Source organism: Legionella qingyii (assembly GCF_003990155.1).
Lineage (GTDB): Bacteria > Pseudomonadota > Gammaproteobacteria > Legionellales > Legionellaceae > Legionella > Legionella qingyii.
Map to the genome: position 1 here is coordinate 17,766 of NZ_RZGX01000024.1, position 26,108 is coordinate 43,873.

Below are 26,108 nucleotides of genomic sequence, written 5' to 3' on the forward strand. Positions count from 1 at the left end.
GGGGGGAATGAAGAATGCCAAGAGTTAAACGTGGTGTGACAGCGAAAGCGCGTCACAAGAAAGTTTTAGACCAAGCAAAAGGTTATTACGGAGCCCGTAGCCGAACCTACCGCATGGCAAAACAAGCAGTAATCAAAGCGGGTCAATATGCTTATCGCGATCGACGTCAGAAAAAACGTCAATTTCGTGCATTGTGGATTACGCGTATTAATGCACAAGCTCGTGAGTGCGGATTATCATACAGCCGTTTAATTGATGGGTTGAAAAAAGCATCAATTGATCTGGATAGAAAAGTATTGGCTGATCTAGCTGTTCATGACAAAATAGCTTTTGCTGCAATTGCTGAACAAGCTAAAGCTGCATTAGCAAAATAATCTTTATAAAGTATCGATAATTATTGTAGCCCGGTTCCACTAACTTGCAGCCAGGCTACACGTTAGTTTAAGAACACTAGCTTAAAGATGAAATTTATTTTAAGGAGGCTGCGGCCTCCTTTTTACTTGTGGGTATAATTATGCAGGATATCATCACCATACAAGAGCAGGCTTCTGAAGCAATTAACAATGCACAAGATGTATCTGAATTAGAATCAATTCGCGTTGATTTTCTAGGCAAGAAGGGCAAGCTGACTGAAATTTTAAAAGGACTTGCTCACTTATCCGCCGAAGACAAACCTAAAGTAGGTCAATTAGTAAATCAGGCAAAACGTGAAATCAGTGCATTGATTGAAACAAAAATGCTTGAACTCAAAGAAAAGCAATTACTAGAAAAACTTTCAGCAGAACGTATTGATGTGACTCTTCCAGGACGGAAGAAAGAGGGTGGTTCATTGCACCCTGTAACTCAAGTAAAACATAGAATTAATGAGTTTTTTAGTCGTATGGGTTTTGACATTGTTGACGGCCCGGAAATAGAAACTGAATTTTATAATTTCGAAGCGTTGAATATTCCTGGACATCATCCAGCACGTGCAATGCATGATACCTTTTATTTTGGTGATGGTCGTTTATTGAGAACGCATACGTCTCCAGTACAAATTCGTGCTATGGAACAACGTAAACCTCCTTTTCGTTTAATTGCTCCAGGGCGTGTCTATCGTTGCGATTCAGATTTAACCCATACACCTATGTTCCATCAAGTTGAGGGGTTGTTAATTGACAAGCAGGCTACTTTAGCCAGTTTAAAAGGCTTGCTCCAAGATTTATTCGCAGATTTCTTCGGTCGAAAATTGGCATTGCGGTTTAGACCCTCCTATTTCCCGTTCACTGAGCCATCTGCAGAAGTTGATATTGAATGTACCCAATGCAGTGGTAAAGGATGTCGTTCTTGTAAGTTTACTGGATGGCTTGAGGTTTTAGGCTGTGGCATGGTGCATCCTAATGTACTTAAGGCCGTGAATATTTCCCCTGATGAATATCAAGGTTGGGCGTTTGGCATGGGGTTGGATAGATTAGCAATGTTGTATTATGGAATAGATGACTTACGGATGATGTTTGAAAATGATCTTACTTTTTTAAATCAATTTTAAGATATTTTGCACTGTTGATCTGTTGTTTTCAGTATTATGGTTCGGTATCCGAGTGAAGCTCTGCGAACCTAATAAAAAGTTTAATCAGGTGGTAAGGACTATAAATGAAATTAAGTAAATTATGGTTACGTGAATGGGTAAATTACTCATTAACTGAACAAGAATTAGCAAGTCAACTGACTATGGCTGGCCTGGAAGTAGATGCGGTGAGTCCAGTAGCAGGAGAGTTTACTCATGTAATCGTTGCTGAAGTTCTTAGTACCAAACCTCATCCCAATGCAGATAAATTAACTGTTTGTGAAGTCAATGCAAACATGGATAAACCGCTGCAAATTGTTTGCGGTGCTTCCAATGTAAGAGCTGGATTAAAAGTAGCTTTGGCTATGATTGGTGCACGCCTGCCGGGAGGTTTTAATATCAAAGAATCCAAATTGCGTGGCGAATTATCTCAAGGTATGCTCTGTTCGGTCACCGAGCTAGGTATGGCAGAGCAATCTGAAGGCATCATGGAATTGGAAAGTGATGCGCCTGTGGGTATGGATCTGTGCGAATATTTGACTCTGGATGATCATATTTTTGATATAGATTTAACTCCCAACCGAGCTGATTGTTTTAGCGTTTTAGGTATCGCTCGCGAAGTAGCCGTGTTAAACAAATTGCCCTTATTAGAAAAATCAATTCCTGAACTGACGCCCAGTATCGATGATGTATTACCAATACAGTTAAAAAGTCCTGAGGCTTGTCCGCGATACTGTGGTCGAGTAATTCGTAATATAAATCCTAAAGCAACTACCCCTTTATGGATGAGTGAGCGCTTACGTCGCAGCGGTATTCGTACTTTGCATCCGATTGTGGATGTTATGAATTATGTAATGATTGAATTAGGCCAGCCTATGCATGCTTTTGATTTAGCAACAATCAAAGGTGAAATAAATGTACGCTTTAGTAATAGTCAAGAACAGTTAACGTTGCTTGATGGTCAAGAATTAACATTAAATGAAAAAGTATTGGTTATTGCAGACAAAGAGAAACCTTTGGCAATGGCTGGTATCATGGGTGGAGAAGCAAGTTCGGTACAAGCACATACCCAAAACGTATTCTTAGAAAGTGCCTATTTTAATCCGATTGTTATTGCCGGAGTAGCAAGAAAATTTGGTTTGTTCAGTGATTCATCTCAACGTTATGAACGCGGCGTCGATCCATGCTTGCAAATGAAAGCTCTTGAACGAGCTACAGCATTAATTTTAGAAATTGCAGGTGGAGAAGTAGGGCCAGTTATTGAAGCTGATGATAACAAATATTTACCAGAAACGGTGAACTTTACTTTTGATACCGATAAAGTGAAAAAATTAACTGGGCTTAGTATTTCACTGCAAGAGATGAAAACATTATTAGAAGGGCTTGGTGTCGTAGTAGGAAAAGAGCACCATAATTTTCTTGATGTCACTATTCCTTCTCATCGTTTTGATATTCAACATGATGTCGATTTAGTTGAAGAAATCATCCGTCTTTATGGATATGATAATTTGCATGCTCAACCTACCACAACATTAGTGCAGGCAGGAACAACATGTGGTAATGAAGAAATAGCAGCGAAGCTTTCACACTGGTTCAGTAACAGAGGGTATCATGAAACGATAAGTTACAGTTTTGTTGATCCTGAATTACAACGTGAACTTTATCCACACAAAGAATTTATGCAATTGCTTAATCCAATTTCTTCGGAATTATCACAAATGCGTGCCGGGATGTGGCCAGGATTGATTGCATCAATGATTTATAATGTTCACCGCCAGCAAAATGCAGTTAAATTTTTCGAAATAGGTGTCGTTTTTGATTTGAACAAGGAACAACTTGTAGAGCGTCCTTGTATTGCAGGCTTGTTGATGGGAGAACAAGGTAGTGTCAATTGGAGTGAGCCTACTCGGGTTTTTGATTTTTTTGATTTAAAAGGTGATCTTCAATCTTTATTTGCGTCACTTAAATTAAAACAAGTCGAATTCGTAGCTGCTGTGCATGATGCATTACATCCTGGACAATCAGCTCAAATCAATATCGATGGGGTATTCGCCGGATGGATGGGGATGTTACACCCACGTTTGGCAGATGCATTAGATTTACAAGAGGATGTTTTGCTCTTTGAAATCAATTTAGCGGCATTAATTGGCCATGAAGCGCCACGCTATAAAACCATTTCAAAATACCCGCAAATTCGTCGTGATTTGTCATTCTTGGTCGATGCGGACATCAGCGTCATGCTGATTGAATCAGCGGTCCGAGAAACCATAAAAGAAAGCTGGTTAAAATCTTTTGATGTATTTGATGTGTACACAGGGGAAGGGATTCCTCAAGGAAAAAAAAGCCTTGCCGTTGCTATGACGTTACAAGATGAAAATCGTACTTTAGTCGATACAGAGATAAACTCTTTAATTAGTGCTATAATCAACATGTTAGAAAATAAATTTTCAATCATATTGAGGGAATAATCGTGAATGCACTAAGCAAAGCAATAATGGCAGAAACCCTGTGTGATGAATTAAATCTGTCCAAACCTGCATCAAAGGAAATGGTCGAGAATTTTTTTGAAGAGTTGCGGCATGCTCTTGAGCATGGGTATCACGTAAAATTATCAGGATTTGGTAATTTTACACTAAGGGATAAGCCACAAAGGCCCGGTAGGAACCCCAAAACCGGAGAGGAAATTCCGGTTGTAGCCAGGAGAGTTGTAACCTTTAAACCCGGTTTAAAGTTAAAAACAAAAATTGAATCTATAGGAAAGTAGTCCATTGGCTTATTACAATAAACATGTTCTCATCTGCACCAATCAAAAGGCGGCAGGCAAACAATGCTGCGCCAATGCTGGTGGTGAGCCTTATTTTGATTATATGAAATCACGACTTCTGGAACTGGAAATGCATGGTCCAGGTAAAGTTCGTGTAAGTAAATCAGGTTGTCTCGGGCGTTGCAGTTCTGGCCCATGTATTGTAATTTACCCTGAAGGCGTGTGGTACACTTATGCGTCTTTTGCTGATATTGATGAAATCATTGAAAAGCATTTAATTTCTGGCAATATTGTCGAGCAGTTATTAATTGACCGGGAATGAACAATATATCAAGTGTAGCCTGGATGTAGTGAAGCAGAACCCAAAATTAAAATTATGAAATGCTTGAATTTCTCAGGTTTTGCATTATCGAACTACTATTAATTTACTGGCAGTGCCGTTTTACTTCGCCCAGACTACACAATAGAACAAAAAATTATTGTGATTCTTGTTTGAAATTTGTTATATTTATGCGGATTTAATAATTGTATATAAATTTTTATCCTTTTTTACTTGTAGGATGTTTCTGTTTTGGTTAAAATCGCCCGTCCATGATAGAAGATTACCAATTTAGGCGGTTCGGAGTTCATTTAATGAAGACATTTAGTGCCAAAAGCCATGAAGTCAAACGTGACTGGTTAGTGGTTGATGCCAGCGACAAAGTTTTGGGTCGCTTAGCAAGTGAGATTGCTCGTCGTTTACGTGGCAAGCATAAAGCTGAGTATACCCCCCATGTTGATACTGGCGATTACATCGTAGTGACTAATGCGGAAAAGGTTATTGTGACCGGCCGTAAATTTACCAACAAGATGTACTATCGTCATACCGGATATCCTGGTGGAATAAAATCAGATAGTTTCGAAAAATTACAGGCTAGAAATCCTGTTAGAATTATCGAACTTGCTGTTAAAGGCATGTTACCAAAAAATCCTTTAGGTAGAGAGATGTATCGTAAGCTAAAAGTATATGCAGGCAACGAGCATCCACATACTGCACAGCAACCCAAGCAACTTGATATTGAGGAATAAGTATTATGGCTGAAGTGAAGCAATACTACGGCACAGGCCGTAGAAAAAGTTCAACAGCTCGTGTGTTTTTACGTCCAGGTAAAGGCGAGATCAAAGTAAATGGCCGTACTTTACAGGAATATTTCTGCCGTGAAACTTCTTGCATGGTTGTGATGCAGCCACTAGAAACCGTTGACCTTGTTGATAAATTTGATGCTTACATTACAGTATCTGGCGGTGGAGTTTCTGGCCAGGCAGGTGCTGTACGTTTAGGTATTGCAAGAGCATTAGTTGCGTACGATGAAGCAGGATTAGCAGAAGATGCTGAGCCTAGTCCAAATTCTGTTCGTAGAAGATTACGTGCACGTGGTTTATTAACTCGTGATTCACGTCGTGTTGAAAGAAAGAAAGTGGGCTTGCACAAAGCACGTCGTGCAACTCAATACTCAAAACGTTAATCGTTTATTGGTTAACGAACCCCGCTTTTGCGGGGTTTTTTATTTTGCATGTTTGGGGTAGGAGTAGTTTGTAACCTAGGTGCAGCCAGCGGAGCCCGGGGAATCCATACTGCCTTGCGACCCCGGGTTCCGCTTTGTTACATCCAGGCTATAACATTACATAAGCAAATGATATGGTGAATGAAAATACTGATCCTGATCGCGAGCAAGAGAAAAACGATCTTGTAGATGAAGGTCGTCGCCAATTTTTGTTAACTACAACATGTGTATTAGGAGGCATAGGTGCTTTATGTGCTTTAACTCCCTTTGTTGCTTCTTGGTTACCTAGCGCTAAAGCTCAAGCTGAAAGTGCGCCTGTACACGTCGATTTAAGTAAACTCGAGCCTGGGGAGCAGGCGGTTGTTGAATGGCGTGGAAAACCAGTATGGATAATTAGACGAACCAAAGAAATGTTGCAGCGTTTGACTATAGATTCTTCAAGATTGCGTGATCCCAATTCTGTGACGAGGCAGCAGCCTTCCTATGCAAAAAATGAGTTTCGTTCAATTAATCCAGAATACTTGGTTCTTATAGGGATTTGTACGCACCTGGGTTGTTCTCCAAAATACAAACCCAATCTAGGTGATTTAGGGCCTGACTGGCCAGGTGGTTTTTTCTGCCCTTGTCATGGTTCTGCTTTTGATCTTTCTGGCAGGGTTTTTAAAGATGTCCCTGCGCCAATTAATATGGAAGTACCACCATATTATTTTATCGATCAGCATACTCTTGTTATTGGCGAGGACAAGGCATAAATTCTATGCCTACATAATCTGTAATCCGGGTGCAGCGAAGTGAAACCCGGGATAATAAACAATAGGGTTTCCCCGGGTTTCGCTTCGCTGCACCTAGGCTAAAATGTACGATTGATAACAGATAAGGCTTGATTAAATGAATAGACTCCTCAAATGGCTCGATGAGCGTTTTCCTTTGATGAGCACCTGGAAAAATTATTTCAGTGCCTATTATCTTCCTAAGAATTTAAATTTTTTGTACTTCTTTGGTTCACTAGCGCTTGTCGTTTTAATCAATCAATTGATTACTGGTTTGTGGCTTACCATGTTTTATACTCCAAGCGCTGAGCAGGCTTTTGCATCTTTAGAATACATAATGCGCGATGTAAATTTTGGCTGGTTACTGCGTTATATGCATTCAACTGGCGCATCTGCTTTTTTTATTGTTATTTATTTACATATGTTCCGTGGCTTACTTTATGGCTCATATCAAAAACCACGTGAGTTGATTTGGCTTTTGGGAATGTGTTTATATATTTTACTTTTGGCTGGTGCATTTTTTGGTTATTTATTGCCTTGGGGACAAATGTCCTATTGGGGAGCAGAAGTAATCACCTCATTGCTTAGTGCTATTCCATATATTGGTGAAAGCCTTGTTGTTTGGCTCAGAGGAGATTACTCAGTGGGTAATGCTACGCTACAACGTTTCTTTGCACTACATGTAATTGCCATTCCATTCTTACTCGTTTTCTTGGTGTTCTTGCATGTTGTTGCCTTACATAAGGTCGGCTCTAATAATCCAGAAGGAATTGAGATCAAAAATAAATTAGATGCACAAGGCAAGCCTTTAGATGGAATTCCATTTCACCCATACTACATTGTTAAAGACTTAGTCATGGTGCTTGCTTTTCTTAGTTTATTTTTTGCGGTTGTATTTTTTGCCCCTGAAATGGGGGGGTATTTTTTAGAACATAATAATTTTGTACCCGCAAATCCGTTAATTACCCCAGATCATATTGCCCCCATGTGGTATATGTCGCCATTTTATGCCATGTTGCGGGCGGTACCGGATAAATTATTAGGAATTATCTGTATGGGATCTGCTTTATTACTCCTGTTCCTTTTACCTTGGCTTGATCGCAGTCCGGTTCGCTCAATGCGTTATAAAGGAAATTGCTCAAGGATTATGTTGTTTTTCGGTGTCACTGCGTTTTTGCTATTGGGTTATTTAGGAACAATTCCTGTAACTCCCATGCGTTTGTTTTTGGCCCGTGTCAGTACAGTATTTTATTTTGCATATTTTGTATTAATGCCTTTTTATACTCGTTTTGAAGCACCACGCCCGGTACCTTCTCGCCTGGGAGGGCAATGATGCGGATGCAAGGAGTTGTTTTTTACTTGGCTGTATGGTTTGGATGCGTCGCTTTAAATCCGGTCGGATGGACCTATCCTCTAAAAATCGATGTCCAAGACCAGGCTAGCTTACAAAGAGGTGCTAGACTATTTATGAATTATTGTTCTGGTTGTCACTCTTTAAAATATTTACGCTATAATCATATGGCCAAGGGGTTAGGGTTAATAGGATTTGATGGTCAAATAAATCAAGATTTATTAAAAAATAATCTGATTTTTACCCAAGCAACGATTAATGATCCAATTCGTATCGCCTTGCCTCCAGAAGATGCAAAACAATGGTTTGGGATAGTACCACCAGATTTATCTTTGATTGCTAGAGAGAAAGGGACGAAATGGCTCTATAGTTATCTAAATGGTTTTTATAAGGATGACTCTCGACAATTTGGTACAAATAATCATCTTGTTCCTGATGTTGCCATGCCCAATATTTTAGAAACATTGAATCATGATTTATCCGGTGGACAATTTGATACTAATTTACAGGATTTGGTGACTTTTCTTGCCTATGTTAGTGAACCAGTACAGTCACTGCGTCACTATTTAGGTTTTTTTGTAGTTGGTTTTTTATTGATTTTATTTATCGCCGCGTTGGGTTTAAAAACAATTTATTGGCGAAAAGTCGGTGTAAAGTAACCCAAAAAGGTAAAAATGTGGTAAAATGCGCGTTTTTGTGTGTGTGTACTTACCTTTGTTATAGGTTGAATTAAATAGGAGTTGCTCATGGCAATTGTTGCAAAGCGCACTATAATGTCTTTATTTTCTGATACAGACGATGTTTACAGCCATCAGGTTCGAATTGTGTTGGCTGAAAAAGGGGTAAATGTAGAAATTCTTGCTGCTAAGCAGGCTGAACCCAGCGCTGATCTGTTATCAGTTAATCCATATGGAACGGTTCCTACTTTAATTGATAGAGAACTTGTGCTTTATGAGCCACGTATTATCATGGAATATTTAGATGAGCGATTTCCTCATCCACCATTATTGCCTGTTTATCCTGTAGCTCGTGCTGAAACAAGAAAAATGATGCACAGGATAGAACATGATTGGTATTATTTAATGAACCGAATTTTAAGAGATGATAATGCGGATCAGGCCAGAGCAAATTTATTTGAAAGTTTAACTGCTCTTGACCCTGTATTTGCAGATAAATCTTATTTTTTGAGTGATGAGTTTTCTTTGTTGGATTGTGCATTGGCACCTTTATTGTGGCGTTTGCCTCGATTGGGAATTGAAATTGCACCGGAATTTAAAGGAATAATTGCTTACATGCAGCGCTTGTTCAAACGTGAATCGTTTCAAACAAGTTTGACTGACGCGGAGCGACAACTAAGAGCGGCATAATTATATGACAATGACATCAAACAAACCCTATCTAATTCGCGCTGCCTACGATTGGATAGTAGATAACGAATTAACCCCTTATATCATGGTTAATGCTGAATATACGGGAGTCCAGGTTCCAAGAGAGCATGTGAATCATGATCGTATCGTGTTAAATATTTCTCCAGCAGCAACTCGCGGTCTTTTATTAGAAAACGATCGAATCATCTTTACTGCACGTTTTTCAGGAAAAACAGAACAAATTTTTGTTCCACCAGGAGCAGTATTAGAAATCTACGCTAAAGAAAATGGTAGAGGCATTGCTTTTGCTGTTGAAGATGAAGAAGAACCGCCTCCAGCATCTTCTGGGACTTCTGGCGCTGAATCGGATGGCTCAACTGTTTCTAAAAGTAAACCTTCATTAAAATTAGTTAAGTAAATGGACGTAGCCTGGGCTTTTTAGCCTGGGTGAAGTGTAGCGAAACCTAGGTAAAGCGGTTTTATTTACATCCAGCAAATCCCCGGGTTTCGCTGTGCTTCATCAAGACTACGATACTACACTAGACTACTAAGAACGTGTTCGAAATAGTAGATTTGGAGCACAAGATGATCATGCCAGCAAATGCCCTTTATCGTTGTGAGCAAATTAGAGCGTGCGAGCAACAAGCTACCTCTTTATATCAATTAGATGAAAATACACTCATGTCCCGCGCAGGTGCAGAGGCATTTTTTCATATAGCAAAGCTTTATCCGAATGTGCGACATATTGCTATCTATTGCGGTGCTGGAAACAATGCTGGCGATGGATATGTTGTTGCCAGATTAGCGCATGAACAGGGTTTATTAGTCACGATTTATCAATGTAAGGCAGTGATTGATCTACCTTTTGCCGCGCAACATGCGGCGTTAATGGCTATAAATGCAGGAGTTGAGTGTCAAGCTGCAGATGAACCATTAGACAGCGAAGTCGAATTAATTGTTGACGCTCTTTTAGGGATTGGTTTGACTGGGCCTGTGCATGGGGTTATTGCATCAGCAATTAATCAGATCAATGCAAGTGGTCTACCTGTTGTGTCTTTGGATATACCCTCAGGCCTTAATGCAGATACAGGAAAGATAGAAAACTTTTGTGTTAAAGCCAACACGACTTTAACCTTTATTGCTCAAAAAAAAGGCATGTATACTGCCGATGGGCCGGATTATTGTGGTGAAATTCATAGTTGCTCTTTACAACTTGATTCGTGTGTGTCTCAATTGATTCCAGCTGCTCGCCTTTTAAGTTGGGATACCTTACCTTTACCCATTGCTAAACGTAAAAAGAATTCGCATAAGGGAAATTATGGCCATGTTTTAGTAATTGGTGGAGGGCCTGGAATGCCTGGAGCTATTAGTCTGGCTGCAAAAGCAGTAATGCGAACTGGTGCTGGTGCAGTAACAGTTGCAACGTGGCCGGAACATGCCAAGGGTGCTTTATCATTAATCCCCGAAGCTATGGTATGTGGTGTTGAAACTGCCCAAGATTTAAAACCACTCTTGGCTCAGGCCACAGTCTGCATTATTGGTCCAGGTCTAGGGGAAAGTGAGTGGGCTACTAACCTTTTTTTAACTGCAATTACATCACAATTGCCTATGGTAATTGATGCATCGGCGTTAAGATTGTTAGCTGAGAACCCACAACTGGATGATAATTGGATTTTAACACCACATCCAGGCGAAGCGGCTTGCTTACTTTCTTGCTCTACTGATTTGATTCAGAAGGATAGATACCAGGCAGCGGCAAACATCCAGAAACAATATGGCGGGGTCGTTGTATTAAAAGGGGCTGGTACTGTGATTCAAACAGCAGACAAAGATACCTCTGTTTGTCCTCGAGGTAATCCGGCCATGGCGAGTGCTGGTATGGGCGATGTATTAAGCGGTATTATTGCTGGTCTTTGTGCTCAAGGATATTCTTTATCTGAAGCCGCACAATGCGGTGTGTGGGCCCATGCGGTTGCGGGAGATCGAGTAGCAAAAAAATTAGGGGGGGCTGGTTTATTGGCCAGTGATTTATTTGATGTTTTACCTCATGTATTGAATTATCCTGAATGATGACAAATAATAAATTAGATGCCGTTATAACACTGGATTTACCTGATGAAACGGCGAGTGAACATTTTGCCTCTCAACTGGCTTCTTGTCTTTGTCCTTCTCTAATCATGACTTTTAGTGGTGATCTTGGGGCAGGAAAAACAACTATCATTCGCGCTATGTTGAGACATATGGGCGTTCAATCTACAATTAAAAGCCCAACTTTTTCTCTAGTAGAAAGTTATCTATGTAATCATCTAACCATACATCATTTTGATCTGTATCGCATACATCATGAGGAAGAGTTGGAATATCTTGGATTTCGAGATTATTTTACCCAAGAGAGTATTTGTTGTATTGAATGGGCTGAAAATGCAGGAGGAGCATTGCCACAAGTCGATATTCGTTTTAAGTTAGCTATTAAGGGGGCTGGACGTGAAATGCAAATTATGGCATTGAGCACAGCTGGGAAAAGAATTTTAGCGCGTCTTGCAGGTGAAATATGATATTTCGCTTATGGTTTTTTGTGGTACTGTTTCTCTGCTCAGTAACAACATTTGGTGCCCAACTGAAATCAATTGTTTTAAAACAACAAGGAAATCAAACTTCACTTTTTCTAACAATTAATGGTCCATTCACCCACAAAGTATTCTCGTTAAATAATCCTGAGCGAGTTGTATTGGACTTAAAAGAGACCCAATTGGCTGTAGATTTAAACCAATTGGGTTTAATCAATGGATTAGTCAGACAAGTTCGTAGCGGGCATTCTGAGCCTAGAACCTTGAGGCTTGTTTTTGAAGTTAATCAAAAAGTACAACTAAGATCTTCTCCATGGAAACCCAATGGCGCGTTTGGAGGCGTACGCGTTGATTTATTACATAGTGGTCATCTTGTTGCGCCAATTGCTGCAAGCGCTCCTCAAAAAGGATTGTCTGTAGCAGCGAAAACATACACAACACAGAAAATACAACAGGCAAAATTACCTGTAAAAATTGAAACAAAGCAGCTAACACGACCTATTTTAGCAAACCGACAGCCAATTAAGGTAAGTGCTAGGCCTTCTAAACTGCGTGATGTTATTGTTGTTTTGGATGCAGGACATGGAGGTAAGGATCCAGGAGCTAGAGGCCCACGCAACAGTCGAGAAAAGGACGTCGTATTAGCAATTACTTTGAAACTCAAACAATTAATAGATAGGCAACCAGGTATGCGCGCTGTGCTAACCCGTTCTGGAGATTATTATGTGGGTCTGCGCCAACGTCTGGACATTGCCAGAAAATATAATGGCGATGTATTTGTTGCGATTCATGCGGACGCATTTAATAATCCTCACTCAAATGGCGCCTCGGTATTTGCTTTATCGCAACGAGGTGCTACCAGTGAAGCAGCACGTTGGCTTGCAGAAAAGGAGAACTATTCAGAATTAGGAGGGGTGAATCTAGGAGATTTGGATGACCGAAATGGTGTAGTGCGTTCCGTTCTCATTGATTTATCACAAACTGCAACGATTAATTCCGGTTTGCAAATGGGAGGGCGTGTCTTAAATCAGCTCGGTAATTTCACTAATTTACATAATAATAAAGTGGAGCAGGCGGGGTTTGTCGTTTTGAAATCTGCGGATATTCCTTCGATTCTAGTAGAAACAGGATTTATTTCAAATCCTATTGAGGAACGTAATTTAACTAATCCAGCGTATCAAACTCGTTTGAGCCAGGCAATTTTTCAGGGCATTAAAGGATATTTCTGGGAAAATCCTCCTCACGGATCACGCATTGAAGCCATGACGACGAATAATGTCCATTTGGTTCGCGCTGGAGAAACCTTACCTGCTATTGCTGCGCGTTATCATGTTTCAGTGGCAGCCCTACAATCTACGAATCATTTGCGTGGAATCACTCGACTTAAGCCGGGGCAAAAACTGGTGATTCCTCCAGCATGGGCATAAGAATTCAACAATTACCGCCGCTCATAGCAAATCAAATTGCTGCGGGAGAAGTAATAGAGCGACCTGCGTCAGTAGTAAAAGAGTTACTGGAAAATTCTTTTGATGCAGGCGCAGATGCGATTACCATCGAAATAGGCTATGGTGGTCTCAATCAAATCAAGATCAGCGATAATGGAATGGGTATTGTGGCAGAAGATTTGCCATTGGCAATTGCTGCACATGCGACCAGCAAAATCAGCACCCTTGATGACTTATATTCAATTGATAGTATGGGATTTCGTGGTGAAGCATTAGCCAGTATTGCCTCTATAGCAAAAGTCACAATCAGTTCAAGACCTGAACACCAAGAGGCAGCAGCAATGCTACGAATACATGGTGTCGAGCGATCTATTACTCCCTGTGCTCGTAGTGTAGGAACTACGGTGGATGTTGTTGATCTATTCTTTAATGCACCTGTACGAAAACGATTTTTAAAAAGCGAAAAAGTGGAGTTTCAAGCGATAGAAACCACGGTAAAACGCTTTGCTTTAAGTGCTCCAGGCATTGCGCTTACGCTAAAACATAATGGAAAACAGGTTTTAGCGCTTCCAGCTGCAACCAATGAACAAACCCGTTTAACACGCATAAGCCGTATATTTGGCAGTGCTTTTGTTAAAGAATCAATTTATCTTGATGTGGAACATGGGGCCATGAAACTCTGCGGCTGGATAAGTAACTCTAATTTTCAGCGCAGTCAGAATGATCGATTGTGGGTTTATATTAATCAGCGGATGGTAAAAGACAAGCTAATTCACCAGGCGCTAAAGCAAGCGTATGATGGTTTATTATATCCTGGTCGCTTTCCTGCATGCGTATTGTATCTAATGATCAATCATGAAGAGGTCGATGTAAATGTGCATCCCACCAAGCACGAAGTCCGCTTTCAGCAGCCACGTTTAGTGTTTGATTTTTTTACCTCACAATTGACAGCGGCATTGAAGTCTAAAAAAGAAACAAGTGAAGAAGTGTCATATGTTTTAAGCGAACAGCAGCATCAAAATCAAACTCAAATGATTTATGAACCTTATCCCAAATTGGCGACGCCAAGTAAAAGCATTTATAATTTTGAAACAGAGTTATCTTGGGTCATTTTAAATAGCAGATACATTTTAGTATTCATAAATCAACTACCTTATGTTGTTGATATTGTGACTTTGTACCAGTGTCGAATGCAGGAACAAATACCTCAGTTGTGCTTCCCTTTCGCAAGTAGACCTTTATTAGTACCAATTCGTTATTCTTTTCCGAAAAAGCACCAAAGTAGAACTATGGAGTTAGTAGAGGGCCTCAAGCCGTTAGGTATAAATCTTGAGTGGACGGGAGCTAATGAAGTACTCATTCGTAGCATACCACTTTGTATGCCCTATTTAGATTTACGGTTATTCTTGGACTCTGTTGCTGCTTGTGATGTAATTAATCAGAATGTATTGCTTGATTTGATGAATCGAGCGCAAATATTTGATCCCAGACTTTTAAGTGTTGAGGAAAAAATGGAATTAAATGAACTGTTGCTGAATATTTATAGAGAGAACAATCAGCGGTCAGGATTATTTAAAGTATTAACAAATGAAGATTGTAAAAAAATTGTAGATGCATAGTTTGAGGCGTAATTAAATTAAAGAAATCGCATTGTGCCTATTTTATGGAGGGATTCCCGCCGTCGCGGGAATGACATACGATTGTTTTCAACAAAGCCGCCCATAAGAGAGAAGGAGTCCGTTAGGGAGGATGTAGGTATGATTAGGGGCATGACACGATAAAGAACACTCACCCTCTCCCTGGAGTGGGTAAGGAGATTCCTCATATTTAATAATATGACCACCGCTTGCTTTTTATTGAGATAATGAATGGGTAAATTAGTTTTTTGTTTGATGGGACCGACTGCCTCCGGCAAAACGGCTTTAGCTTGTGAATTAGTTACACGATATCCTTTTGAACTTATTAGTGTCGATTCTGCAATGATCTATCGGGATATGAATATCGGAACAGCCAAACCCACACCCCAAGAGTTACGAATTGCACCACATCATTTAATTGATATTAAAGATCCCATTGAGTCTTATTCTGCTGCTCAATTTTGTGCTGATGCTTTAGCTTTATGTGATGAGATTGACAAGCGAGGCAAAATCCCTTTACTTGTAGGGGGGACTATGATGTATTTTAATGCATTACAAAAGGGCCTATCAACTTTACCCGAAGCTAATCCGGTTATACGCCAGCAATTGGAAGATGAAGCCGCTTTATATGGTTGGCCTGTTCTCCATCAGAAGTTAGTAGGCATTGATTCTGAATCTGCTGCACGAATCCATGCGCATGATGCACAACGAATTCAACGTGCACTGGAAGTATATTATGTGACAGGTAAAACCTTATCTGCTTTTCTTGAGCAGGATAAGGAAAAGCCAGAACATCATTTTGTAAATTTTATTCTCTTTCCAGAGCAAAGGGCGTGGCTGCATGAACGTATTGCACAACGCTTTGATCATATGTTAGCCGAAGGCTTTATTGAGGAAGTAAAGCAGTTAAAGCAAAAATGGCATTTAACCATGAATTTACCTGCAATGCGTTGTGTAGGGTATCGACAAGCTCTTGAATTTCTTCAAGGCGATTACGATTACTCCATCATGCGTGATAAAGGTATTGCTGCTACCCGGCAATTAGCGAAACGCCAATTAACTTGGCTTAGGCATTGGGGAGATGCTTTTTTTTATGATCCACAAAATGAGGCTTTTCGCGATGAGATTATAGCGAAAATCGGGGAAATATTAGATAATCTTACCAAATAAGAGTTAAAGGAACATTATGTTAAAAGCTAAAAAAGAACCAGCAAGTACGAAAAAAAATTACGTAGTGCATCGTAATGAATTACCTCTGAGCTGTCCGACAAAAGATATGATATTATGGAACGCTCATCCAAAGGTTTATTTGCCAATTGAAAAAACTGGCGTAGAGGTTTGCCCTTATTGTGGTTCCCGGTTTGTTTTACAGAATGATTAAATCCATTTGTATTGTACGATTATCTGCACTAGGCGATGTTCTAATGGCGGTGCCACTCATTAGAACCTTGCAAGCGAATCTACCGCAAGCAAAGTTGACTTGGATTATTTCCAAACCTGCTTTTGATTTGGTAGAGGGGATGGATGGAGTAGAATTTATTTTAATTGATAAACCGAACAATATTGCAGATTATTGGCGCTTTAAAAAGCAAATGAAAGGACGTACCTTTGATGTATTATTAGCCCCGCAAGCGAGTCTAAGGACGAATTTACTCTATCCTTTTATCAAAGCGAAACGAAAAATTGGCTATGATGAGCATCGAGCGAATGATGCTCATGGCTTATTTGTAAATGAACGAATAACACCAGGTTTAGAGCACACCTTAGATGGGTTCTTGAAGTTTGCTCAATCTTTAGGAATAAAGGAGCGGGTTATTCGCTGGGATTTACCTATTACTTCTGCAGATTATGAATGGGCAGAACAACATTTACCAAAGCAAGGTCCGATTTTGGTGGTTAATCCCGCTGCAAGTAAACCGGAACGAAGTTGGCCTGTGGCTCGTTATATTGACGTGTTGCGAAGGGCTAGGGAAAAATGGAATGTACAGGTGATCATAACAGGTGGGCCAATTGATTTTGATAAGCACTTGGCGGACCAAATTACCCAAGTTATTCCTGCAATTAATCTCGTTGGCAAAACGAAACCCAAGCAATTATTGGCGCTTATCAGTAAAGCAACAGTTGTTCTTTGTCCTGATACAGGGCCTTCACATATGGCTACTGCTGTAAATACTCCAGTTATTGCATTACATGCGGTGACTAACCCCCTTATTTCGGGGCCTTATCTTTTTCAACATTTGGTTGTGAATCATTATCCTGAAGCGGCAGAAAAAATTTTAGGTAGTAAACGCATCGAAGATGTTTGGGGGCTGCATGTGCATGGTGACGAACCCATGCAACTGATTCCTGTCGATGAGGTGATGGAGAAGCTATCAATTATTTTAGATGGATATAAATCAACAGACTAATTGAGCTGACTTTCTTGTTGTCTGCATGCCGCGCGGCAAAACTTAACGCCTATGCCAAAGGAATTTACGACGAGGGAGCTCCTGCTTTGAACATTGTATTTTTATTCTAATGTCAAAACAGTTACTGAGTCCCCTCTCTGCGTTTAGGATGGCAATATTCTCGTGAGCGATTCTCACGTGGGTAAATCTGGACTCTGATTTAGTACTTAAAGGAACAGTTTGCACTATTCATAATAGATTCATTCTTAATATTCCTAAGTAAAAGAAGCTCTTCCTCCTCTTCTTTAGTTGAAGACCCATTAGGCATGCAATAACTCCAAAAGGAGGGGGCTGGCGCATTTGCAGGTTTAACATGGGTTGGCTCTTGGTCACAAAGACAGTCTTTTGAATTTTCAGATTTGTATTTGTTCATTTTTGCATGAGAGGACTCTCTCGGAGAACTTGCTTCCTGATATTGTTTTTTCTCTTGTTGTAAATGTTCCAGTGGTTGTTGTTTAAAGCGATAAACATTCATTAAAATCATGCACGCTTGGAAGATCATTAATGCAACACCGACGACAGGATTAAGAGTTAATCCTATAGCAACCAATAATCCTCCTGAAACCAGGATTGATCCAAGATTGTAAATCAGGCTCATCACCAGATTTTGATTTATATTGGACACGGTTTGTTTGGAGACAGCAAAAGCCGAGGCGATAGATAATAATGCTCCATTATGAATTACAATACCGGCTGCTTGTTGGGTTAAGATATCACTACCATCGGAAACCACCGCGATACCTAAGTCGCTGGCTGTAATTGCAGGAGTATCATTCCCAGCATCTCCTATCATGGCTACCTTATGACCTTTGCGTCTTAGGGCTTTAATATGGGATGTTTTTGATAGATGATTTTCGTTTCTTTTAAGAGAGCTTGCAACACAGTTGGCGTAAACTGTTTCAATGCCCAGTGCTTGAGCATAACGATGAGCCGTTTCTTCATCTGCTCCAGTGCATAAACAGATTTTTTTTCCTATTGCTTTTAATGCTCTAATAGTGCAGTACGCATCATCCCGCAGGGGATCTGTTATGACCAGAAATCCTATTGCCACTTTATTACGTGCTACATAGACTATTTGATCACCTGCTTGTAAGTTGGGGTGCTTGAAATTGAGTGGGATTTCAATTCCTTTTTCCTTCATTACAGTCATGCTGCCAATGACATAGTCTTTATTTTTTATCATCCCAGAAATTCCAGAATGATGAGTATGATCCAACAAATTTGCTTCAACGTTTTTAATCTCGACTTGATTTGCAAAAGAATAAATGGCCTTCCCTATAGGATGACTTGATTCCTTTTCAAGGGCAGCACAATAGGAAAGAAATTCTATTTCTGAAAGGTTACTTTCTTCAAACAAATACAGTTCTCTTACACTAGGGACTCCAGTAGTCAGGGTACCATTCAAATCAAAAATTACGGTGTCTATTTGTTCTGCTTGCTGTAGTATTTTGGCACTTTTAAATTGTACCCCATGCTCTGCTGCTTTATGCATCCCAGTTTTTACTGCTAGAGGCGTAATCAACCCTAAAGTACAAGGACATGCACTTACTAAAACAGACACAGCACATTGAATTGCCACGGCTGCAGGAAAAAAAACTCCAATAATTACGCCAGAAGCCGCTGCCAGTGCAATTACGGCTGGGATAAAATACGTGAGTAATTGCCCTGTTTTTATTTCAATAGGTGCTTTTTCCAATGCGGATATTTCTATTGCTTTGTCGAGTCGAGCCAAGTACGATTCGCTTTGTATTTTCGTAACACGTATTGCTAACGGTTTTTCATTGTCGGCTAGGCGCATGCCGGCGAGTACTTCAGTATGCGGAGGAAAATATTGTGGTAGGATTGCTCCTGTGTCAATTGTCTTGTAAATAAGGCTTTCATCCTCGCAAATGCCATCAAGAGGAATAATTTCACCCGGATATACAATAATTACATCATTTACATTGATCTTATCTATTTTAATTTCATCAAAATCTTGATTAGCTTTTTTTCTCACTGATTTTGGGGCTCTGTCCTGGAATTTTGCTGTACCAATTTTTTCTTTAATGGTTTCTTCTATGGCAATTCCTATATGTCTAAAACCATAAATAAGCAAACCGGCTTCAAACATCATGGGAAGCCAGGGGACAAATAGCGAGGCAAAGGATACGACTAATATGGAGGCGGTACTGAGCGCAAATAAGCTATCCATAGTTAACGTTTTAGCCTTGGTTAGTTTGATCCAGGCGTCGTAATAGGAATTTGCGCCTAAGATTAAAGTTAATAAAGTACTAAAAACAGCAAGTGAACCCATCACTGCTAATGGAAGCCCACTCGTTGCGAGGCAAATGATGAGCACGACAAGCCCTGATACACACCCAACCCCACCAAGAAACCAATGCGATGTAAAAAAGCTTTTGGCTTTCTCCAAATTATTGGGTTGCTGATTTTTTACTTGAGCCTCTTCGCTGGGTTCTTCATTTATTGGTCGATATCCAAATTCTCTACAACTAAATAGTTCATCGATATAGCCTTTTACTTCGGTCCATACTTCATATGGGTCATCATGTTCTTGATCTTCCTCTAGAGTAATTATTGCCCTTTTAGGATCAGGTGTGGTGACATCTACATGGAACCCTTTGAATCTGCCCTCGAGTTTTTCTTTTAAGTAGTTCTCAAGAGTTTTACTACAGCTGATACAGGTCATTCCGTCGACATAAAAAGTATAGGTTTTAAATTTGGACATATTGGCTCGTTGATTAAGGTTAATTTGTTAAGATTTGATATTTCATATAGGCGAGATACATCGTGATTTTCTGAACTTAATTATGTACATGTGTTCCATGTGTCGGTCTTAATCATTGAAAAACAAGACGTTTTTACTTGAGTTTAGAAAATATCAAGCCTTAAGTTTTCTTAAAAACTAGAGGTTTCAATGTGAGTGAAATCATATCATATGCATCATTTTTTGCACCATGTTTTTTAAAAATGATTTGATGGTAGCTTATTTATAAAAATCTAGTCTGAAAATTATGGTGAACTTTATGATGTAGTGATTAAGCTACCAAGAGTTTGTGGTCGGGATGAAAGGTGTTTCTTTCACCCCGAAATTTAACGACGGTTATTGTGCTGCAGTAAAATCAGTTGAGGGGGCACCTGTACGAACACTTTGTAATAACAAGATGCTGTTAGTCATTAATAAGCGCTCATGGATTTGACGATCTAAATAAAGCTGATAATTGATCTCGGCAAGCAGTATGGCAATTTCTTTTTCTACTACAGCCGGTGGTGCGTTATTCAGGCTATTGATCCATGCGGTATTTTTCGTTTCTGTACCACCCGTACCAGTGGTCCCACCAGCCCCACCAGTACCAGTTCCAGCTGTATCAGTACTGCCTGCACTGGTAGTATTATATAATCTCCATGTTGCCATATTAAATTCATTCAGTGCTTGGCTCGTTGGGCTCCCGCTCTGCTGATTAGGCGGAGTTTGAGGCATTCTTTTTGACATGATGTAATAAAGGTTGCTTATTCCTACAGAGTTTTGCGCTGCATAGGTGCGTAGGCTTGCAAGATATTTAGCAAGTGTTTGCGTTGCTTGCATTTGTGGGGTTGAGGGGGTGCCGGTAGTCGATTTAAGAAGGGTCCTACCGTATAACGTGTCATAATCTTTCCATTTGGGTAATGCAATGGGAATTACGCCTCCTGTAACGTAACGAATGAAATTCGCTGCAAGTTGTTCTTGATTTTGTGCAGTTAAGCCATTTTTTGCTACATTACTGGTGGCCTGAGTACTTCCAAGGTCTTGACTTGAATACATTAATGGTCCAGTTAAAGCATTACTATTAAGATGGTTTAAGAATTGTTGGAGGTAATTGGGGCTGAAAAAAGTAGTCGCATCGGGAATTTCTCCTACCACGTTCGTGGGTACCAGGGTTTCATAGAGGAAGGAGCACTTTCCATCAAAAATTTGTGCATTCTTATAATCCATACAGTACGTATAGTCAGGAGTTCCCAAAATATTTAATACCGCTTGACTTACTGGATCTTGTTGATAGGTTTTTTGGTCTATTAACTCAGTTACACTAACTTGTCCGGAAGATGAAGTTGAACTGTAACTGGGAAAAGCATTATTTGCCAGGGGGTTAAGGATTGATGCACTAGGGTTAAGAGTTGATGTGGCAGTGCTTTCACTAGGCAGAAACTGAGCATAGGGGTTGCCTGCATTTCCTGTATTTGTTCCTCCACCTCCCCCTGCATTGCCACTTGCAGTAAACGTATTTACTGGAATAGAACCTAATAAAGTGTAAAACTGATAGGCTTGAGCGAGTTGTGAGGTTGTTAAATTGATGAGCGAATAGCTTATTGAGTAGTTTTGATTGCCTTGCGTAGGTTCTTGCATTACATTGTAACCTAAATAATCACCAAGATTTTTGAAGTATTCTACTAATTTTTGCATATTAGTAGCTGTTTGTTGCTGATTATATGAATCGGTTGCCTCATCTGCTATGGCAGGAAACACCGTAAAACAAAGCAGATTAAGCAATACAAGTTTCGACACTAATTTCATTTATTCTTCCCCTTCAAGTGCACGTAATACAAGTTTTAGACGGTACTGACAAAAAACTCGCGACAACAACCTTAAACGTTCAAACACGATGTTTCTTTTGAGAAAAACCCCTGCGGGATCATGGCTTCCGGTGCTTGTTTCTTCGGCATGAATCAAAACACGTGAAGCACTGCCTGGATGCACGGTATCGATTGCTTGCAGCAGACGCAGCCCTCGACCCGATTTGATATTCCCTACAATACGAATAAATTTATCTTCTTCCGATAAGAGACTCATATCTATCTTTTCTATGTCATCAAGTTCTTTGCCTAATTGCTCCATGGCTCGTTCAAACTCTGGATTTCCATCCAGAGTCCAATCTTCTACACTTTCCATAAAGGTAATCACCCTATAAATCATAGGATCGATATATTCAAACCAATATTGAGCGGACGCTTCATGACTAAGATCAGGCATACTTTTACTCTTTCTTTACTGTATTTTTAGCGGATGGACGAAATCATCACTTACTACTATAGTATATTATGAAAGATAAAAGAAAGAAGTAAAAAATATGAAAAAGCAGTCGAGAATTGGTAATCTGCTCAGAAGAATCATTAATGTTCGTAGGTGGTTTGATTGGGATCGAATGAAGGCCTTTACTTTATATTTGGTAAACGGTTTTAGGCGTTTATTTGTACCACAGAAAAAAGGTGAGGCTGAGTCATTCAACGATGCAGTTAAACTCCTGAATCTGACTGATGAGAGTTTACTTATCAAACAAAAATCTTTATTTCGGTTGAGTATTATTATGCTATTAACCGCTCTTTTGATTTTGGGATATGCTGGATTTCAGCTTTTTTATGGTTCGATAAAATCGTTTTTTGTAAGCCTCATTGTTACTTTGATTGCGTTGGTTTTAGCCTTTCGTTACCACTTTTGGTACTATCAAATAAAAAATCGTAAGTTAGGGTGCACCTTTAATGAATGGTATAGAAAGGGGTTGTTGGGAGAAAGAAATGAATAAGTTGTTAGTAACGCTGATTCTCCTTGTTTGTCCTGGTCTGGTTTTAGCGGATGGTTCTTTGAGTTTTGCCCCTCCTGCTAGCGATTATTCTGTTGTATTTCTTGGTAATTTATTTGGTGTTGTAGATGGAGTTTTAAGCGGTACCGGCAGCCAAATCATGGGAAGTATGTTTGCAGTATTAAATGCTGCGGTGTTGGCATTAGGAGGGTGTGTCATTATGTACACCCTAATAGTGGCTACCATGAATACAGCTCATGAAGGTCAGATGCTGGGTCAAAAATGGTCTTCTATTTGGATTCCAATCCGTTGTGTTATAGGTTTAGCGTTATTAATTCCCAAAACATCTGGCTATTGCTTAATGCAAATTTTAGTCATGTGGATCGTTGTGCAAGGAGTTGGCGCAGCAGATAAAATATGGGGTGCTGCATTAAGTTATTTGAATCGCGGCGGTGTTATTATTCAGGCTCAACAGATAAATCCTACGGCCTCATTGACTGAGAATTCGAGCACCTCTGGAATCGCAGGTATTGCTACGGGTGCGGTAAATATGCTTGCTGGCCAAGTATGTATGCTGGGCTTACAGAGACAATTGGAAAATACACGACAAGATCTTCTTAATGCTCAATCCAAAAATTCGGGAGCATGTAACTCTGCTGAACCGGGTGGCTTGATGCAGAAATATTGCTCTACCGTAGTCCCTGATTTTTTAAGTTCGGTCAATGCGGTTGCTGTGCAAAATGCGGCTCCAAAGAATCCTTCATGGACTGTGAGCATGCCCAATTTTGACTCCAGCTCACCTTATAGTTTTTTGAATGGGATTTGTGGCACCATCTCCTGGAACAATATTAGTTCCCTGAACTCTAATTTTGGTAGTACACAATTTTCAGCGAAACCTACTGCAGGAAACAATGTCAAAGTTGGAAATAACACGCTGACTCCAGCAGAAGTTGCAGCGACGCAATTGTCGCGCGGGATTGCTGTGCAGCAAATGTATATGGATCTGACTTCAGTAGCACGAACGATGGTGGGTAATGATCCTCAGCTGTCTCCGACTATGAATACCAATATGACTCCTTATTCTGATGTTGCCTTGCAGCAATTTGGTGTTCCTTATAAAGAAAATGGAACCGTTTGTACAAGTTATAACAGCAGTACGTCATCGCAAGATAAGTGTGTGATTTGGGGACCTGTGCAAGGTTCATCAGTTGGTGGAGTCTTGTTTAATGGTGCCGAAATAATCAATGCGATTAATGATTATAACGGTATTATGATGCCTACGGTTAATCTGGCCCGTCTTATTTCTCAATCATCAGATGAAAGTAAATCTACTGATTTTATCAATAAGGCAACGACGCAGGGATGGATAATGGCTGGTGCGTATTTCTTTAATCTTGTACAAATTCAGGGAACGTCTTCAATAGAGAATGCAGGACAAGTTGACTCAAAGACAGGACTGGATTCAAGTTCTTTTGACCCTACAGTGATGGCGAGTCCGTTTGTTGTAGGCAGCGATGGAAAATCCATTAGCTGTGGTCCAGGAAATATGAAAGACAAAGATTTTAGTACGTTATGTACTTGGTTGGGTGAAAATAGTGATGGACTTCAAAAAGTACAACAGATTCAGGCGTTAATTACTGATACATCTCCACCTAAAAAACCTTCTTTGTCGTCCAACATGACTGCAGTGGGAAGTACTCCCTCGTCTACAGTTTATGGGTATATAAACAATGCATTAATGATGCAAACGCCTGGTCAACCCGGAGTCCAGCCACTCACTTTTGCCAATTCAATCAATTTCGCGATTAATACAGATTTGTATCGCTTGCAGCGGCAAAATTTTTCTTGTGGTGAAGTCAAACCGTTCTTTTCAATTTGTTTGGGACAAATTCTTGGAAATATATTTTATAACATTATTTTAGTGACTATATATAATCTGTTTCTGGATATATTTGGCCAGATTATAAATCAGGTGGTCTTAGCGTTTTTAATGATTCCATTGCAGGGAATGGCAAATATTTTTCAACAAGGAGTGAAGATTCTTGCTGAACCTGGAGTAAATCCAATTGTTGCTTTAGCAAATATGGGAAATTATTACATTAATTTTGCCGGTAATTTGTGGATGATGCTGTTAAATATGGCAATCTCCAGTGCAATTATTCCGATATTTGGTATCTTTATTTTTGCCATGATGTCTTTAGCAATGCCGCTTGTAATTGCTTGGGTCGGCGTAATGGTCAGTGTTGGTTTTACTACAGCTTATTACATTCCATTGTTGCCCTATGTGATTTTTACTTTTAGTGCTTTAGGGTGGTTGATTGCAGTTATAGAAGCGATGGTTGCTGCACCGATTGTCGCATTGGGAGTGATTCATCCCGAAGGACACGATGCCTTTGGTAAAGGTGAGGCAGCAATCATGATTCTGTTGAATGTCTTCCTAAGACCTTCCATGATGATTATTGGTTATATTACTGCTATTGCACTTTCTTATGTGGGTGTCTGGATTTTAAATGCGGGATACGATCAAGCAGTGTCATTCATGCAACAGCAACACACTGACAACTCTGTCCTTATTGAAGGACTCCTTGGATCTTCTCCATCTTCTTCAGGTTCTGGAATTGGGGGCGTGAGTTATACCGATTGGGCTGGAATTTATGCATTCTTTTTCTCGATATTGACTTATACCACCTTGTATCTGACGATCATACAAAAATCCTTCACTCTGATAACCTATTTACCGGATAAGGTCTTACGTTGGATTGGGGGTACTCCTGAAGGAATAGGCGCAGAAGCAGCGCAATGGGGCGAGGAAGTAAAAGGCAAGACCCAGGAAGCAGGTAAAGAAACCCAGACTGCACAAGGTCAAATCGATAAGACTTTGGGTGGATATGGTGTGAAAGGTGTTGGCATGGCGAAGGGCCTTCTTGGCAAAGGTGGCGGCGGTGGCGGTGTTTCTGCTGAAGGTAATTCTACTCCAAGTAGTCCTGATGACGAAGGTGATGGGGGAAAAGATAAAAAAAAGTCTAAGCAGCAGGGCTCCAAGAACTCCGATTTGGGTGACTCCGATATGCCAATAGTCAAGTAGCGGTTGATGAAGATGAGCATCTTTTTTCAGGGA

At 40.1% G+C, this 26,108-nt stretch carries 24 protein-coding genes; 21 read left to right on the top strand and 3 right to left on the bottom strand.

Annotation, left to right across the window (positions count from 1 at the left end; genetic code table 11):
- Positions 1-14: 14 nt before the first annotated feature.
- The 19 genes from rplT (at position 15) to ELY20_RS14910 (ending at position 17,399) form a co-directional block, all read left to right on the top strand.
- The gene (gene rplT, locus ELY20_RS14820; RefSeq protein WP_058468783.1) at positions 15-374 is read left to right on the top strand and encodes a 50S ribosomal protein L20; all 360 of its coding nucleotides are present in this window, start codon (positions 15-17) and stop codon (positions 372-374) included.
- Between the two features lie 140 nt (positions 375-514).
- Positions 515-1,528, top strand: coding sequence for a phenylalanine--tRNA ligase subunit alpha (gene pheS / locus ELY20_RS14825; RefSeq protein WP_110143593.1), 1,014 nt, complete (start codon positions 515-517; stop codon positions 1,526-1,528).
- 104 nt (positions 1,529-1,632) lie between these two features.
- Positions 1,633-4,014, top strand: a complete 2,382-nt coding sequence (pheT, locus tag ELY20_RS14830; protein WP_110143592.1) for a phenylalanine--tRNA ligase subunit beta — start codon at positions 1,633-1,635, stop codon at positions 4,012-4,014.
- A gap of 2 nt (positions 4,015-4,016) precedes the next feature.
- Positions 4,017-4,310: an integration host factor subunit alpha gene (locus tag ELY20_RS14835; protein WP_165831631.1), complete on the top strand. Its 294-nt coding sequence runs from the start codon at positions 4,017-4,019 to the stop codon at positions 4,308-4,310.
- Positions 4,311-4,314: 4 nt separating this feature from the next.
- Positions 4,315-4,632 carry a (2Fe-2S) ferredoxin domain-containing protein gene (locus ELY20_RS14840; RefSeq protein WP_110143590.1) on the top strand — a complete coding sequence of 106 codons (318 nt, stop codon included), beginning with the start codon at positions 4,315-4,317 and terminating at the stop codon, positions 4,630-4,632.
- A 311-nt stretch (positions 4,633-4,943) separates the two neighbouring features.
- Positions 4,944-5,378 (top strand): 50S ribosomal protein L13, encoded by a 435-nt coding sequence (gene rplM, locus ELY20_RS14845; RefSeq protein WP_028380713.1) that lies wholly within the window; start codon positions 4,944-4,946, stop codon positions 5,376-5,378.
- Positions 5,379-5,383: 5 nt separating this feature from the next.
- Positions 5,384-5,815 carry a 30S ribosomal protein S9 gene (rpsI, locus tag ELY20_RS14850; RefSeq protein WP_110143589.1) on the top strand — a complete coding sequence of 144 codons (432 nt, stop codon included), beginning with the start codon at positions 5,384-5,386 and terminating at the stop codon, positions 5,813-5,815.
- Between the two features lie 173 nt (positions 5,816-5,988).
- On the top strand, positions 5,989-6,606 hold the full coding sequence (gene petA / locus ELY20_RS14855; RefSeq protein ID WP_110143588.1) for a ubiquinol-cytochrome c reductase iron-sulfur subunit: 618 nt from the start codon (positions 5,989-5,991) through the stop codon (positions 6,604-6,606).
- A 136-nt stretch (positions 6,607-6,742) separates the two neighbouring features.
- Positions 6,743-7,957: a cytochrome b gene (locus tag ELY20_RS14860; RefSeq protein WP_110143587.1), complete on the top strand. Its 1,215-nt coding sequence runs from the start codon at positions 6,743-6,745 to the stop codon at positions 7,955-7,957.
- Entirely contained in the window at positions 7,957-8,634 is a 678-nt protein-coding gene (locus tag ELY20_RS14865) for a cytochrome c1 (protein WP_110143586.1), read from the top strand. The genes ELY20_RS14860 and ELY20_RS14865 overlap by 1 nt, the downstream gene beginning before the upstream one ends.
- An 87-nt stretch (positions 8,635-8,721) precedes the next feature.
- Positions 8,722-9,342 carry a stringent starvation protein SspA gene (gene sspA / locus ELY20_RS14870; RefSeq protein ID WP_058468774.1) on the top strand — a complete coding sequence of 207 codons (621 nt, stop codon included), beginning with the start codon at positions 8,722-8,724 and terminating at the stop codon, positions 9,340-9,342.
- A 4-nt stretch (positions 9,343-9,346) separates the two neighbouring features.
- Positions 9,347-9,760, top strand: coding sequence for a ClpXP protease specificity-enhancing factor (locus ELY20_RS14875; protein ID WP_110143585.1), 414 nt, complete (start codon positions 9,347-9,349; stop codon positions 9,758-9,760).
- Between the two features lie 173 nt (positions 9,761-9,933).
- Positions 9,934-11,412: an NAD(P)H-hydrate dehydratase gene (locus ELY20_RS14880; RefSeq protein WP_110143612.1), complete on the top strand. Its 1,479-nt coding sequence runs from the start codon at positions 9,934-9,936 to the stop codon at positions 11,410-11,412.
- Complete coding sequence (tsaE, locus tag ELY20_RS14885; protein WP_407656345.1) at positions 11,412-11,897, top strand: tRNA (adenosine(37)-N6)-threonylcarbamoyltransferase complex ATPase subunit type 1 TsaE; 486 nt, start codon at positions 11,412-11,414, stop codon at positions 11,895-11,897. Before ELY20_RS14880 ends, tsaE begins: the two co-directional genes overlap by 1 nt.
- Positions 11,894-13,336: an N-acetylmuramoyl-L-alanine amidase family protein gene (locus ELY20_RS14890; protein ID WP_110143583.1), complete on the top strand. Its 1,443-nt coding sequence runs from the start codon at positions 11,894-11,896 to the stop codon at positions 13,334-13,336. Before tsaE ends, ELY20_RS14890 begins: the two co-directional genes overlap by 4 nt.
- Complete coding sequence (gene mutL / locus ELY20_RS14895; protein WP_110143582.1) at positions 13,327-14,973, top strand: DNA mismatch repair endonuclease MutL; 1,647 nt, start codon at positions 13,327-13,329, stop codon at positions 14,971-14,973. Before ELY20_RS14890 ends, mutL begins: the two co-directional genes overlap by 10 nt.
- 249 nt (positions 14,974-15,222) lie before the next feature.
- Entirely contained in the window at positions 15,223-16,161 is a 939-nt protein-coding gene (gene miaA / locus ELY20_RS14900; RefSeq protein WP_110143581.1) for a tRNA (adenosine(37)-N6)-dimethylallyltransferase MiaA, read from the top strand.
- 16 nt (positions 16,162-16,177) lie between these two features.
- Complete coding sequence (locus ELY20_RS14905; RefSeq protein ID WP_058468769.1) at positions 16,178-16,372, top strand: zinc-finger domain-containing protein; 195 nt, start codon at positions 16,178-16,180, stop codon at positions 16,370-16,372.
- Positions 16,365-17,399: a glycosyltransferase family 9 protein gene (locus tag ELY20_RS14910; protein WP_110143580.1), complete on the top strand. Its 1,035-nt coding sequence runs from the start codon at positions 16,365-16,367 to the stop codon at positions 17,397-17,399. Before ELY20_RS14905 ends, ELY20_RS14910 begins: the two co-directional genes overlap by 8 nt.
- Positions 17,400-17,598: 199 nt before the next feature.
- Here the strand turns inward: ELY20_RS14910 and ELY20_RS14915 are convergent, their stop codons facing one another.
- The 3 genes from ELY20_RS14915 to icmW all read right to left on the bottom strand — a co-directional run bounded on the left by ELY20_RS14915 (position 17,599) and on the right by icmW (position 22,443).
- Positions 17,599-20,163 (bottom strand): heavy metal translocating P-type ATPase, encoded by a 2,565-nt coding sequence (locus ELY20_RS14915; RefSeq protein ID WP_110143579.1) that lies wholly within the window; start codon positions 20,161-20,163, stop codon positions 17,599-17,601.
- Positions 20,164-20,538: 375 nt separating this feature from the next.
- Entirely contained in the window at positions 20,539-21,987 is a 1,449-nt protein-coding gene (icmX, locus tag ELY20_RS14920; RefSeq protein ID WP_110143578.1) for a type IVB secretion system protein IcmX, read from the bottom strand.
- A complete protein-coding gene (gene icmW, locus ELY20_RS14925) occupies positions 21,988-22,443 on the bottom strand; it encodes a type IVB secretion system protein IcmW (RefSeq protein WP_110143577.1) in 456 nt (151 codons plus the stop codon).
- Between the two features lie 97 nt (positions 22,444-22,540).
- Here icmW and icmV point away from each other — a divergent pair, with 97 nt between their 5' ends.
- Both icmV and dotA read left to right on the top strand, forming a co-directional pair.
- Positions 22,541-22,993: a type IVB secretion system protein IcmV gene (gene icmV / locus ELY20_RS14930; RefSeq protein ID WP_110143576.1), complete on the top strand. Its 453-nt coding sequence runs from the start codon at positions 22,541-22,543 to the stop codon at positions 22,991-22,993.
- Entirely contained in the window at positions 22,986-26,075 is a 3,090-nt protein-coding gene (dotA, locus tag ELY20_RS14935) for a type IVB secretion system protein DotA (protein ID WP_110143575.1), read from the top strand. The genes icmV and dotA overlap by 8 nt, the downstream gene beginning before the upstream one ends.
- Positions 26,076-26,108 lie beyond the last annotated feature (33 nt).